A 12905-nucleotide genomic window follows, 5' to 3' on the forward strand; every position below is an offset into this window, starting at 1 on the left:
GCCCGAGCATAGGCCTGCTCAGGACGCGAGCGATAGTCCCGCCATCATCAGGCCGATCGCGGCGACCCAGCCACCGACCGCGCGCACGGCGATTCCGCGCCAGCTCGATACCGGCTCGGTTTCAGGACGCCGGAAGGTGAGCGCGAGCGCCATCACGAGGGTGATGGCGACATAGCCTGCACTGGCGAGCCCGGCGGCGTACAGGAGACGGTCGGTCTGCGGCACGAGCTCGCCGGCATTCGCTGCGCCGCGCATCAGCCCGAGCATGAATGCGATCGCGCTCAGCAATGTCACGGGAATGCGCAAGGCCGCGGCCAGCAGCAGCCCGAGAATGAGAATGGTCGCGGCGTCGACGAGCGGGGAAGCCGGGGCGAGCCCCGACCCGGCGGCGAGCGCCAGCCCCGCGCACAGGCCGAGCGGAAACACCACGACCAGCCAGCGTCCGCTCGCCGCACCGAGCGAGCCGGCCAGCAATCCCAGCGCGGCCCAGACCACGACGTCTTGCAGGGTGAGCAGCGGATGCAGGGCGCCGGCGTAGAAGTCACCGAGCCGGGCCGATACGATATGCGCATCGGCGAGCTGCGCTTGCGCCAGCAGCAGCACGGATGCGAGAAGGGCGGTCCGGTGGTACGTCCTCATGCCGCGACTCCGAGGCTCGCGATCAGGAAGTAGCCGCCGAGCGCGGCGATGGCTGCGCCGACGCCCTGGATGATACGCTCGCCGCCGGGCCAGCGCGCGAGCGCGCCGATGGTGATGCCGCAGGCGTGGAGAAGACCGGTCGCGACCACGAAGCCGCAGCCATAGGCCAGGGGATTCGCCGCCGTCGGGAGCTCGATGCCGTGCGCGTGGCCATGAAAGATGGCGAAGATCGCAACAATGATAGCCGCAATCGCGAACGGGACACGGGCGCGCAGGGCGACAGCGAGGCCAAGGACCAGCGCTGACAGCGCGATGATGAGCTCCGGGACGGGCAGACCGATCTTGAGGATTCCCAGGACGGCTCCGAACGCCATCACCAACGGGAAGACGACCGGCAGGATCCAGATCGCCGCGCCGCCGAGCTGCGCGCCCCAGATGCCGACTGCGACCATTGCGACCAGATGATCCAGCCCGGTCAAGGGATGCAGCAGACCACTGGCGAGGCCGCCGCCGACGCCGGTCTGCTCATGGGCAAAGCCAGGATTCGCAGTCAGCAGCGAGAGCAAAGCCGCACCCGACACGGCGTGCAGGAGTTTGCGCGCGATCATGTTCGTCCCATTCATCATCATGCGGCCGCCAGAACCCGCACCAGGCGGCCCAGGAACCAGAACATCGAGACCGAGCCGATCGCATAGGCCGGCAGCTCGGCGCCCCAGCGCGGCAGCGCCGCGCCGAGCCGGCGATGCGCCCAGATCAGTGCCAGCACCAGCAGCACGAACAGGATCTGCCCGACTTCGACGCCGACATTGAAGAAGAGCAGCGCCGCGGGCAGGATTCGCCGCTCCAGGCCGAGGCCCGCGAGCGCGCTGGCGAAGCCGATGCCGTGGACGAGACCGAAGCTGAAGGCGACGGCCCAGGGGTAGCGGGCGGTCAGCCCGATCTCGCCGCGCTGCTGCTTGATGATCTCGACGCCGACGAACACGATGCTGAGCGCGATGCAGGCGTTGAGCGGGCCTTCGGGAACGCCGATCAAGCCGAACGCCGTTGCAGCCAGCGAGGCGCTGTGGCCGATCGTGAAGGCCGTGATCGTCTTGAGCAGGCGCCAGCCGCCCTGGACGATCCAGATCAGCCCGAGCACGAACAGCAGGTGATCGGCGCCGAGCAGGATGTGGTCGATGCCGAGGTTGACGTAGGTCTTGGCAAGCTCGAGCCAGGTCTCGAGCGTCGGCGCATCGGTGCCCAGCACCGTCACGACCGGATTGGCCGCTGAGATCGTGTAGCTGCGCGTCTCTCCAGCGAGCGACGTCACGCGGATGATGGCAGCCGACATGTCCTCGCCGAGATTGCCGATCGTCATCTGTCCGACGAGGCCCTTGTCGCCGCAATTGAGTTCCGGCAGGCGCAGGTAGCAATGCGGCGGCATCTTGAGCTCGATGCGGTTGACGCCATCCTTCGGCAAGGTCGTCCATCGCCCGATATACGCGCCGGGCCGCATCTCGCGAAATTCGAGCACGGCGATCGTCGCCTGATGCGCAGCCGCCGGCAGCCCAGGCAGCAGCGCTGCGAGCGCGAGCACGATGGCGATCAGGGCGCGCGCGCCGGTCACGGCTCGTACCTGATCGTGTAGTTGGCCTTGAGCCGGCTCACCGCCTCCCAGGCCCGTTTCCGTGTCTCTTCAGTGTGCCAGATCTTGGCTGCCTCGGCGCGGATGTCCTCGAGTTTCGCAGGCGCGCCCGGCGTCCGGGCGTCGAGACGAACCACGTGCCACCCGTCTTTCGACTGCAGCAGGATCCATTCCTGGAGGGGCGCCTTGAGCAGGCCTTCGCTGAAGCCGTCGCCGAAGCCGGCGGCCAGGCTCGGCACCGGCCGGTCGAGAACCGCGCGAGTCTGATCGCGCAGCTCCTCCGATTCGCGCTGCTCGCGAATGTCGTCCAGATAGCGCCGCGCCGTCGGTTCGTCGCTGGGTGGCGTCATGAAGAAGCTGACACGCTCGGGCTCGTCGAACCGCGCATGATTGTCGGCGAACCAGGCGCGCAACTGCTCGTCGCTTGGCTGCGGCACGCGCACCTGATCGAAGATCAGATATTGCAGCTTGAACGCGACACGGTCGCGGATCATCTCGTCGCCGCGGTCGACGCCGAGCGTCTTGCCTTCCCGATAGAGGATTTCGCTGGCGACCCAGGCCTCGACCATCTTCTGCAGCTCGGCCTCGCTCGGGGTGCGCTGCTTGTCCTCGTCGAACGTGTCGATGAAGGACTGGCGCAGCGCCTTGGTCACGGTGATGACCTTCTCGTCCTTCGCTGGCGGATGGATGATGGCGTCGGCCGCGAAGATCAGTCCGCCCAGAACAAGGAAATGCAGGAGCGGCTCCCTGCCGAGCCCACGCAGGGCGGTCACGAATGATATTCGCGCTGGGGAAGAGCTGTTGCCATCTTGCTGATTGGAGCGTGCAGAGGCGCTCTCGAAGGTCTGCGCCGCATTCGACATGGCAGGGGCTGACATACGTTCTTTACAACTCGGGCTGCGCTCGTTGCGCGGCGCGTATATGCAACGGCACAGTTGCCGTTGTCACCGGGCAAACGTCAGTGTCACAAAAATTTCGCAACGATTGCGGATCGCGATGGCCGTGGAGATGGCACCAGCAAAAATAAATCCTTCAACAAACTGTCTCCGAGTTTTGGTTTGGTCGCGCCGCGAATGACGACGGCGCATCGGTCGCGTTGTCATCTCGGTTTGGAGATCGATCGAATTCTTTAGGGGCGACGATAATGGTTCCATCTACCAAGAAAATCCTGCTGACAGCGGCCTCGGTCTCGCTGGCTCTGTCACAAAGCGCCGACGCCGGGGAACGTTGGGGGGAAACGAGCAAGAACAATCCGTATGTCGCGGGCGACATGCACAACCACAACACCTGCACCGACGGCTCGGTCGCAGCCGGCTATGCGATCGATCGCTCGGTCGGCAAGGGCACCGCGGCTGCTGGCGGCAATAATTTCGATCTCGACTGGTTCACCCTGGGAAACCACGGCGGTTCGGGCAACCGCGATTGCCGCTTCAGCGATGCGAGCGCCAACATCCCGGGCGACAACACCACGACGTATTGGAGCCAGACGCTCGGCAAGACCATCGACGGCATCACGATCACCAGCCTGAAGGGCACGCCGAACGGCACCGACACCAACGCCAAGATGTGGCGCTGGCAGTCGATCAAGGAAGTCGAGTATCCGACCATCGTCAATCGCACCGCGACCTACAACAAGGTGCTGGTCGAAGGCCTCGAGTGGATCCTGCCCGGTCACGAGCATGGCGACGTCGCCGTGATCGCCGGCCAGAACCCGCGTGGCTACGGCAATGCCGACAAGATGGCCGAGTTCGAATATCGTTTCGACCGCGGGGACACTGACGCGATCGGTCCGGTCGATGCCAGCAACAACCCGGTCTGGGCCGGCAAGGACAATGTCAACAATTCCGGCACGGCCGGTCACCAGAAGGCCGTTGCCGGCATCGCCTGGCTGCAGGCGAACCATCCGCTGCAATCCTACGCGGTGCCGACCCATACCGAGCGGCAGGGACCGTTCAACCCGAACGGCTCGGCCGGCTACAACATCGAGCACTTCCGTGACTTCAACAATGCCGGCCCGACGGTCGCGTTCGGTATCGAAGCCCCGGGTCACATGGCCGAGGGCGGCGTGAACGGCGGCTCGGGCTCCTATGGCTCGGGCGCGGTCGGCGGCGGCACCTACGGCATGCAGGGCGTCTACACCGCCAAGGTTGGCGGGCTCTGGGACGGTCTGCTCGGCGAAGGCCGCAACTTCTTCCTGTTCCAGAGTTCGGACTGGCACAGCCGCGGCGTCTATGGCGCGCGCGATCCGGGTACGACGGCGGACTTCATCCCCGGCGAGTACACCAGGCTGTACGTGCCGAACGAGCGGCGCTTCTCCCAGCAGTCCATCATCGACGGCATGCGCTCGGGCAACTCCTATTCGGTCAACGCCGACATCATCGACTCCGACATGGAGTTTCGTGCGAAGGGTGAATGGGACTACGACTGGAAGACGATGGGCGAGACGCTGGTCGTGCGTCCCGGCGAGAAGGTCACGCTCGAGATGGAGATGACCGTTCCGGCGTCCAACAACAGCCCGTACAGCTTCAACAATCCGCTGCTGCTGCCGGTCGGCATCAAGCAGCCGTTGAACAAGCCCTCGCTCGACCACGTCGATCTGATCACCGGTGACATCACCGGCCCGATCGCGCCGGGCGCCCCGGGCTATGCCGTGGCCAATGCGAGCGGCGTCGCCGGTGCGGCCATCGTCTACAACCCCTCGGCCAAGATCGCGAAGCAGATCCAGGCGACCAAGATGCAGAGCCGCAAGCTGCGCGACGGTTCGGTCCGGCTCAGCTTCAGGACCACCTTCATCGCGGGCAAGACTCCCTTCTACATCCGCGCCCGCGGCACCAACATCCCGCCGGCCACGCCGAACGTGTCCGACAGCGCCGGCAATCCGCTGCTCGATGCCAACAACGCCACCGTCAGCTGCACGGATCCGGCATGTCCGTCGCACCTCGGCACGGTCGGCGGCGTGAAGAAGGTGACCAACGACGTGCAGGCCTGGTCGAACGTCTGGTTCTATGCGAACCCGATCTTCGTCCGTCCGTACGGTGCGCCCGAACTGCTGGTCGAGAAGAACAAGGAGCTGGCACGCAAGCTGGCTCACGATCATCACCACTGGCACGACTGGGATCATTGGGGCCATTGGGGCCACTGGGGTCGCTGGGCCTTCAACCGCGACTGATTGATCGGCGTCGATCCGGCGGGACGATAGCGTCCCGCCGGATCCAGCTTCCTCGGAGCGCCGGTTTGCGAACCGGCGCTTCGTCTTTGCAACCTGCTTTGCCCTGGGGTTCCTCGACGTGATGCCTCGCTTGTCCGCTGTGATTCTCGCCATCCTGGCTCTCACGACCGTTGTCGCATCGGCGCATGACGAGGAACCGACGCAGGAGGCATGCGATGCCGCGGTGGCCGAGGCACGCGCACAGGCGGCGACCTTGCCGGCGGACGACGTGTCGCGCTATTTCGCCGAGCGGGACATTCAGCAGGCGCTGGTCGAGGCCGGCAATGGCGAGTTCGATGACTGCGTCGAGAAGGCCGAGCGGGCCGTGCTGGAAGTACGCGACCGGCCCCACAGCCTGAAGCCCGGCGAGCGGCTCAATATTCTTCGTGCCGACGAAATGCCGACGCGCTGACGGGCGGCACCGCGTCTCGCCTCTCGTCATCCGGCTGTCATGCAAGTCGGCAATTTGTCGGTCCTGTTGCGGCGCATGCAAGGCCTTGAGACATGGACCAGATCGAAGCTCTTTTTCCGATACCGTTGTTGCGTTCGCCCGGGCTGTTGAGCGTCGAGCTCAAGGACGCGGCGGTGGCTGCCATCCGCAATTCGAAGATCGAGAACAATCTGCGATCCGGACAGCTGTTCCACACCGAGGTCGCCGATCCCCGCGCCAACAATCTGTTTCAGACCATCGCCGAGCTCGCGGTGCCCAAGCTGGTCGATTTCGGCGAGCTGCTGTTCGGCGAGAAGCTGCGCTGGACGGTCAAGGAGATGTGGACGAACATGCTGGAGACCGGCGGCAACCAGACCCTGCACGCCCACGCCAACAGCTTCATCTCCGGCATCTTCTATCTGACGCCGTCGCATCCTGGTAGCCGCACCGTGTTCGTGCGGCCGCCGGGCGGCAGCGACTTCTCGTTCCGCCACCATACCCGCAGTGCCGCCGTCGGCCCGTTCAATGCCGGCAAATATGTGCTGCCCGAGGCGGAGCCCGGCGATCTCGTGCTGTTCCCGAGCTATCTCTACCATGAGGTGCCGCGCAATCAGGGCGACCAGCGCATCACGATCGCCTTCAACGCGATTCCTGATCATCTGGATTGCTGGGGCTACCGCGTCAGCTTCGCGTCCTGACGCGCTATCGTTCGAACTCGCGCGACCGCAGGTCGCGCGCCTCGTGTCGCGACGGCGCGGCGGCATCGATCGCCCGAAGCAGGCGTTCTGCAGCCGCGCGATCCGATCCGAGCAGCGCTTTCACCATGCTCATCAGCGGCGCATAGGCCGGCTCGAACTCGGCGCTGGCGCGAATGGAATCCAGGAGGCCGGGCGCGGCGGCTGCAATGAGCGCCGGTCCGCGCGGTTCGCCGGTCAGCGCCGCGCCGGCCTGGATGAATCGGTTGCGAGCCTGCCAATAAGCGCCGAGCCGCTGCTCCCAGCTTCCACGCTTCGAGTCGCCCAGCAGTTCGCCCGCGTCCGTCTTTGTCTGATTGAGGACCGTCAGCAGCAACTGCCATGGGGCCGCGGACAGAGCGTGGACGTTGCTGCGCGCGTCGAACGTGACGAACGGGAAATCGTCGGTGTTGTGCGGTCCCGGACCGGCGAAGCTCGCGAGTGCTTTCGCGCCGGCGACATACTGGCCGAGAAGGTCGATCGGCTGATCGAAGCCGAGCGGTTGAATGATCGGGTGAAGCTTCCGGTCGGAAAACCGTGCGGCGAGGAGCTCGGGATCGATCGGGTCCGGGGCCGCTGATCCGATCAGGGCCAGCATCGGCGTGCGCACGCTGTAATGGTTCAGCCAGGCTGACCCGTGTGGGAAGACCGCGAGAAAGCTTCTGATGATCGCCCGCAGCGACGGTGCATCGAGCTGATAGAGCGGCAGCCACTGGCAGAACACGCCCTCGGCCGCCAGCCTCCGCTTGACGGCCGCGAAATGTTCGACCGTGTACAGCGCGCCGCTGCCATCCAGCGCCGGGTGGAACAGGTCGGCCACGATCACGTCGTAGCGTCCGTCGTCGGCGACGATGAAGCGCCGGGCGTCGGCAACGGCGATCGGCGGTCTTTCCTTCTCGGCCGCGGGGTTGTCGAACCAGGACAGCAGCGCGACGACCTCGGAGGAGAGTTCGACCGCGCGCACGTCGAGATCCGGCATCTGCGCTGCGCCGAGCACGGTCGCGCCGGTGCCGACACCGAGGAAGAGCGCGCTGCGCGGCGCCGGATGCAAGAGCAGCGGCAGCATGGCCTGGCGGAAATCGGACCGCACAGAGCTGGTACCGCCCATGCGGAAGTGGCCGTTCACTTCGAGATAGCGTGCCCCCGAGGCGTCGTCGACGACGCTTGCCGTCGCCATCGGTCCCTCGCGCACGGCGAGAAGCTTGCCGCCCGGCGGGACCTTGATGAGCAGGGGGGCGGGAAGGCACAACAGCGCGAGCGCAAGCAGAGCGGGCGCCGCGGCCCACCGCAGCACGACGCGTTGCGGCTGCAGCAACAGCAGATATCCGACGGCAACGAGGATCAATGCCCTCCAGATACCGAAAGCGGGAATCAGCAGCTGTGCTGCGGCCAGCGGTGCAATGGCTGCGCCGACGCTGTTGATGCCGACGGCCCAGCCGACCGATCCCCGGCCGTCACGGACCTCCTGCATGAGCTGGCCGAACAAGGCACCCATCGCCATCGCGGGCAGTAGCAGCAGCGCCAGCGCGATGCCGAGCTCGCCGGCGACGCCGAGGCTCGCCGCGCTATCGGCGAAGCCGCCAAGCAAGGGCGTCATGATCGCCGTGCCGAGGCCAACGAGTGCGGTGAGGCTGATCAGAACGGTTCTGCCGCGTGCAACCGTGGGCCCCAAACGCTGCCAGATCATGCCGCCGATCGCGGTGCCCAGCAGATAGGCCGCGAGCAGACAGGCGAAGCTATAGACCGTATCCTGCATCATCTGCGCGGCCAGGCGCACGACCAGCACTTCGAACACGATCCCGAGCAGGCCGGTGACGAACAGAGTTGCCGTCAGGCGGAGGCCGGTGACAGCATGCCTGCTATCGTCACGCGCGCGAGCGTCGGCCTGCACGGCTCGGCCGAGGCGAAGCGCTGCGAGCGCGCAGGCCGCGTTGACGGCTGCCAGGCAAAGCAGCGTCGTCGACAATCCAAGCGCGGGGATCAGCACGAAGGTGGACAGCAGCGTGCCGGCGACGGCGCCGGCGGTGTTCGCGCCATAGACGCCGGCGCTGACGGACCGCGTGCCGTGCGCTGCGGACGTCATGCGTTCCAGCGCGGTCAGCGTGCCGCCCATTGCCACCGTGGCCGGCAACAGCACCAGCGTCGGCAGCAGGAAGCTCGCGCTCCACAACAGGAGGGGGGAGGGAGCCGTGCCGAGCAGCGGCGCCAGGGCGCGCGCGCTCGCCGGAAGCAACCAGATCGCACATAGCCCCCACAGGCCGATGACCGCTTCGAGGACGGCATAGAGCCGGTGCGGATTGGCGACGCGGCGGATCCGGCCATCGAGGACGAAGGCGCCCACCGCGAGCCCAGCAAAAAATCCGGCGATGGCGCCGAGCACGGCCATCATCTCCGTGCCCAGGGCGAGGGCGAGCTGGCGCGTCCAAACGATCTCATAGCCGAGCCCGGCGAGGCCGGATGCCGCAATCAGCAGCTTCAGCGCCCCCAGCCGGGCCGTGCTCTGGCGGGCGACGAGATCGACGCCGGATGACCTGGCACCTTGCTTCTCCGCGACCAGATCATTGTCGCGCGGGTCTGCGTGGCGTGCCTCGGTCAAGGTTTGGTACCTGCAATTCCCGTGATCGGTCTTCGGATGCAGCGCGCCGTGCGGAGTACTGGTCCGAGCGCTGGATCAAGCTCGGCGGCACGGGCCGCCAAGGTCGAGATCGTTTCCTTGTGTTCGTGTTTCGTGACGGTGGTTTGACAGAGGCCGCGGGAGCACTAGCGTCGTCTGAACGATTCCAGGGGCAATGATTTTTGGTGAGACTGCCACGCGTGCGGATCGTGGATCGGGCTGGTCGCCCTATTGGGCCGGCAGGCCCGCGTCGACCATGAGCTGAACGATCCTGGCCGCGGCCTCGCGATACACCGGACTGGTGTTCTTCATCGGCGGCGCAACGTTGAGCGCGGTCGTGCCGGGCCGCAGCTTCAGTCCCTTCTGGATCGCGGCTCTCGCTTCATCGATCTGTCCGGCCCTCTGATAGGCGGCCGCCAGCAGCATATAAGGACGCCCGGACGCGGCCGTGATGGCGATCGAGCGCTGCAGCCACGGCAGGGCTTCCTCCGCGCGATCCATCATCATGTGCGCCCACCCGACGCCCAGGAGCCATGTCCAGCGTGAGACCGCCGGCGTGTCATAGCGGTCGGCCTGCTGGAAGGTCGCCAGCGCATCCTCGAAGCGGCCGAGATTGAGCTGCCCGAGGCCGACCAGATACAGCGCGAGGCCGTCCCATGGATCGAGACTTAGCGTTCTGGCGCAGATGACCAGGCTTTCGACGAAATGATTGGTTGCGCTGAGGAAGCGGCAATAGGTCTCGAGCACCGCGATCGAGTTCGGCTTGGCGCGCAGGGCGCGCTCCAGGTTCGCGGCCGCCTGAGCCTCGGCCGCCGCGGCGGCAGCCGGACTGTACCAGACCATCTGGATGCCGCGCATCTGCAGCGCCGCAAGCGCAACCGCCGCGTCGACATTGTCGGGCTGGTCGGCGAGCGCATTCTGCAACATCGTCTGCGCCATGCTGAAGCGCTCTTGCGTCACGCTGTTGATCGACGCGGTCGCCTGCTCGATGGCGGCGCGGGCGCCGCCGGCCGTGACGCCGCCGTCCGCGGAAGACGTTCCGGTTTCGATGAGCTCGTTGAGACGGCGTGCCAGCACGTCGCCCACGCCCGCGGCGAGACGCGTCTGTTGCAGCAGCGGATCGCGTTCATCGGCGTCGACGGAGACGGCTGCGACCGCTTCAACCTTGCCGGAGGTGGTCTGGATCAAGCGGGCACGCAATGTCCATGACGGTCCGCTGCGCTGCAGCTCACCGCGGATCTCGAAATCCGGCGGCGCAGCCAGCGACGCAGCCAGCTCCGGCTGCGGTGCCGTCGATCGCGGCGCGATCACGCTGATGGTGTTGATCCTGGCGAGCCCGTCGGTCAGGCGTCCCGCGATCTCCGTTGCCATCAGCGCGCCAAGCGGATCACCGCTCGCGTCGGCCATCGCCATCACCGCGACCACAGGGGGCGAACGCTTGAAGATCAGGTTCGATCTCAACAGCGGCGCAGCCGCCGCAAGCCCGACGATGGCGCAAAGCGCTGCGGCGGCCGTGATCGCCATGCGTCCGCCGAGGGCCGACAACCATGACGATCTCGCCGGCCCGGTCGTCGCCTCAGCGGCGGAGGCGGCGGCGACGTCGAGCACGGTGGTCGGGGCGGGGGAGGGAAGGTCCACCTCGGGCGAAGAGACCTTGATCTCTGCCTCCGACGCGATGTCCGCGGTAAAGACGTATCCCCCCATTGGCCGCGCAGGACACGCTGCCCGAACAGTTGATCAAACGACGGCCGAGTAATGATCTGAAAGATCAACCTGGGCTGCTTGGCCTGCCTCAAGGTGAGCGTTTCAGCCTCGGGACGCAATGCGTTCCGAGAGCCCCAATCAGCGAGCTCGGTCGAAAGAAAGCAGGGACGGCGCGAGATCAATCGAACGATCGTCGCCCTCCGCGTTCCGGACTGAGCTCGGATGTGATCCAGTCGGCAAAGGCGCGGACAGCCGTGCGTTGGTGAGCATTGCGGGGAAATACCAGGCGATGGCCGACGTAGCGGACGTCGGTCGCGCGGCCGGCTAGCGGCGCCACCAGCCGGCCGGATGCCAGCTCACGCTCGGCCAGCAGGGTGGATTCAAGGGCAACGCCGAGACCTTCGGTCGCGGTCGCAAGCGCCAGGAAGCTGCGGTCGAAGCGCATGCCATGAAGAGCGGGAGGCTCGAGACCGTTGGCGGCGAACCATTGATGCCACTGGATCTGCTTGACATCGGAGCGGATCAGCGTTCGTTCCAGCAGGTCGGCAGGCCGCTTGATCGTGGCCGCCAGTGCCGGCGAGCAGAGCGGCGTCACCGTTTCCTCGGCCAGCGGAACGATTTCGACACCTTCCGCATGCGGCTGGCCATAGACGATATCGATGTCGAAATCGTCGTTCTTGAATCGCGCATAGTCGGTGTTCGCCGCAAGCCGCACCTCGAGCTTGGGGTGGGCGGCGAGAAATCGCGCCAATCGCGGCGTCAGCCACTGCGCAGCGAAGCTCGGCGCCGAATGGACGCGGACCAATTGGGGACCGCGCGCGGCGACCTCCTCCAGGCCGCGGCGCAACTGGTCGAAGGCGGCGCCGGCATGGCGCATCAGGTTCTCGCCGGCAGGTGTCAGCCGCACCGAGCGGGCGGTGCGCTCGAACAGCACCGTGCGCAGGGTCGTCTCCAGCTTGCGGATGGCGTGGCTGACTGCGCTCGGGGTCAGGTGAAGCTCATTCGCTGCATCGCGAAACGAGCCAGTCCGTGCAGCGGCCTCAAACGCTTTGATTGACGAAATCGGGACGTTGGATAGCATCGGATGAGTGAACCAGATTCATCTATCCGTGACAACTGCGCGTTTGTCCCCGCCGGTCAGGCCCGCCATGGTCAAGCCCAACACAACGACACTTTGGGAGGACCAAGGATGCTGCTCAGCGGCAAGACGGCGATCATCTCGGGCGCAGCTTCCAGGCGCGGTATTGGGCTGGCCACTGCGCGACGGTTCGCCGCCGAAGGGGCGCGCGTCGCCATCCTCGACCTCGATGCGGCGGCGGCCGCCGACGCGGCGGCCACGCTCGGCCACCAGCATCTCGGGATCGGCTGCAACGTCGCCGACAACAACTCCTGCAACGACGCCGTCGCGCAAGTCATCGCCACATTCGGCGTCATCGACATCCTCATCAACAACGCCGGCATCACCCAGCCGGTCAAGCTGCTCGACATCACGCCCAACGACTGGGATCGCATCCAGGACGTCAATCTCAAGGGCGTGCTGTTCCTGTCGCAAGCGGTGATCCCCCACATGCGCGCGCGCAAGCAGGGCTCTATCGCCTGCATGTCGTCGGTTTCGGCGCAGCGCGGCGGCGGCATCTTCGGCGGGCCGCATTATTCCGCGGCCAAGGCCGGCGTTCTCGGTCTCGCCAAGGCGATGGCGCGCGAATTCGGCATCGACGGCATTCGCGTCAACTGCGTCACGCCGGGCTTGATCGGCACCGACATCACGGCCGGCAAGCTGACCGACGAGATGAAGGCCAAGATCCTCGAGGGCATTCCGCTCAACCGGCTCGGCACCGCCGACGACGTCGCCGGCATCTACACCTTTCTGGCGTCGGACCTCTCCGCCTATGTCACGGGCGCGGTCATCGACGTCAATGGCGGCATGCTGATCCACTAACCAAGGTCTCAAG

General features: G+C 66.3%; 11 protein-coding genes. 4 read left to right on the forward strand and 7 right to left on the reverse strand.

Annotation, left to right across the window (positions count from 1 at the left end; genetic code table 11):
• Positions 1-18 precede the first annotated feature (18 nt).
• The 4 genes from ACQR1F_RS17975 to ACQR1F_RS17990 are packed head-to-tail and all read right to left on the reverse strand — an operon-like array spanning position 19 to position 3126.
• Complete coding sequence (locus ACQR1F_RS17975) at positions 19-639, reverse strand: HupE/UreJ family protein (RefSeq protein WP_316180613.1); 621 nt, start codon at positions 637-639, stop codon at positions 19-21.
• On the reverse strand, positions 636-1247 hold the full coding sequence (locus tag ACQR1F_RS17980; RefSeq protein WP_434838953.1) for a HupE/UreJ family protein: 612 nt from the start codon (positions 1245-1247) through the stop codon (positions 636-638). The genes ACQR1F_RS17975 and ACQR1F_RS17980 overlap by 4 nt, the downstream gene beginning before the upstream one ends.
• A 17-nt stretch (positions 1248-1264) precedes the next feature.
• Complete coding sequence (locus tag ACQR1F_RS17985; protein ID WP_434838954.1) at positions 1265-2245, reverse strand: HupE/UreJ family protein; 981 nt, start codon at positions 2243-2245, stop codon at positions 1265-1267.
• Positions 2242-3126: a peptidylprolyl isomerase gene (locus ACQR1F_RS17990; RefSeq protein ID WP_315803165.1), complete on the reverse strand. Its 885-nt coding sequence runs from the start codon at positions 3124-3126 to the stop codon at positions 2242-2244. Before ACQR1F_RS17990 ends, ACQR1F_RS17985 begins: the two co-directional genes overlap by 4 nt.
• Positions 3127-3407: 281 nt before the next feature.
• On the opposite strand from ACQR1F_RS17990, the gene ACQR1F_RS17995 reads away from it, so the two are divergent.
• The 3 genes from ACQR1F_RS17995 to ACQR1F_RS18005 all read left to right on the forward strand — a co-directional run bounded on the left by ACQR1F_RS17995 (position 3408) and on the right by ACQR1F_RS18005 (position 6599).
• Positions 3408-5432, forward strand: a complete 2025-nt coding sequence (locus ACQR1F_RS17995; RefSeq protein ID WP_316180617.1) for a hypothetical protein — start codon at positions 3408-3410, stop codon at positions 5430-5432.
• Between the two features lie 121 nt (positions 5433-5553).
• Positions 5554-5883: a hypothetical protein gene (locus ACQR1F_RS18000; protein ID WP_315802992.1), complete on the forward strand. Its 330-nt coding sequence runs from the start codon at positions 5554-5556 to the stop codon at positions 5881-5883.
• A 92-nt stretch (positions 5884-5975) separates the two neighbouring features.
• Positions 5976-6599 (forward strand): 2OG-Fe(II) oxygenase family protein, encoded by a 624-nt coding sequence (locus ACQR1F_RS18005; RefSeq protein WP_315802993.1) that lies wholly within the window; start codon positions 5976-5978, stop codon positions 6597-6599.
• Between the two features lie 4 nt (positions 6600-6603).
• Here the strand turns inward: ACQR1F_RS18005 and ACQR1F_RS18010 are convergent, their stop codons facing one another.
• From ACQR1F_RS18010 to ACQR1F_RS18020, 3 genes are all read right to left on the reverse strand, one after another.
• Positions 6604-9021, reverse strand: a complete 2418-nt coding sequence (locus ACQR1F_RS18010) for a spermidine synthase (protein ID WP_434913564.1) — start codon at positions 9019-9021, stop codon at positions 6604-6606.
• A gap of 456 nt (positions 9022-9477) precedes the next feature.
• Complete coding sequence (locus ACQR1F_RS18015) at positions 9478-10953, reverse strand: transcriptional regulator CadC (protein WP_434913565.1); 1476 nt, start codon at positions 10951-10953, stop codon at positions 9478-9480.
• 178 nt (positions 10954-11131) lie between these two features.
• Positions 11132-12034: a LysR substrate-binding domain-containing protein gene (locus tag ACQR1F_RS18020; RefSeq protein ID WP_316216200.1), complete on the reverse strand. Its 903-nt coding sequence runs from the start codon at positions 12032-12034 to the stop codon at positions 11132-11134.
• 108 nt (positions 12035-12142) lie between these two features.
• Between ACQR1F_RS18020 and ACQR1F_RS18025 the strand changes: the two genes are divergently transcribed.
• Positions 12143-12892 carry an SDR family NAD(P)-dependent oxidoreductase gene (locus tag ACQR1F_RS18025; RefSeq protein ID WP_315802997.1) on the forward strand — a complete coding sequence of 250 codons (750 nt, stop codon included), beginning with the start codon at positions 12143-12145 and terminating at the stop codon, positions 12890-12892.
• Positions 12893-12905: the final 13 nt, after the last annotated feature.

Source organism: Bradyrhizobium sp. HKCCYLS3013 (assembly GCF_051167615.1).
GTDB lineage: Bacteria > Pseudomonadota > Alphaproteobacteria > Rhizobiales > Xanthobacteraceae > Bradyrhizobium.

Coding starts and splice junctions, on each gene's coding strand:
- ACQR1F_RS17975 (WP_316180613.1), bottom strand. CDS start 639: ATGAGGACGTACCACCGGACCGCCCTTCTCGCATCCGTGCTGCTGCTG.
- ACQR1F_RS17980 (WP_434838953.1), bottom strand. CDS start 1,247: ATGATCGCGCGCAAACTCCTGCACGCCGTGTCGGGTGCGGCTTTGCTC.
- ACQR1F_RS17990 (WP_315803165.1), bottom strand. CDS start 3,126: ATGTCGAATGCGGCGCAGACCTTCGAGAGCGCCTCTGCACGCTCCAAT.
- ACQR1F_RS17995 (WP_316180617.1), top strand. CDS start 3,408: ATGGTTCCATCTACCAAGAAAATCCTGCTGACAGCGGCCTCGGTCTCG.
- ACQR1F_RS18000 (WP_315802992.1), top strand. CDS start 5,554: ATGCCTCGCTTGTCCGCTGTGATTCTCGCCATCCTGGCTCTCACGACC.
- ACQR1F_RS18005 (WP_315802993.1), top strand. CDS start 5,976: ATGGACCAGATCGAAGCTCTTTTTCCGATACCGTTGTTGCGTTCGCCC.
- ACQR1F_RS18010 (WP_434913564.1), bottom strand. CDS start 9,021: ATGGCCGTGCTCGGCGCCATCGCCGGATTTTTTGCTGGGCTCGCGGTG.
- ACQR1F_RS18015 (WP_434913565.1), bottom strand. CDS start 10,953: ATGGGGGGATACGTCTTTACCGCGGACATCGCGTCGGAGGCAGAGATC.
- ACQR1F_RS18020 (WP_316216200.1), bottom strand. CDS start 12,034: ATGCTATCCAACGTCCCGATTTCGTCAATCAAAGCGTTTGAGGCCGCT.
- ACQR1F_RS18025 (WP_315802997.1), top strand. CDS start 12,143: ATGCTGCTCAGCGGCAAGACGGCGATCATCTCGGGCGCAGCTTCCAGG.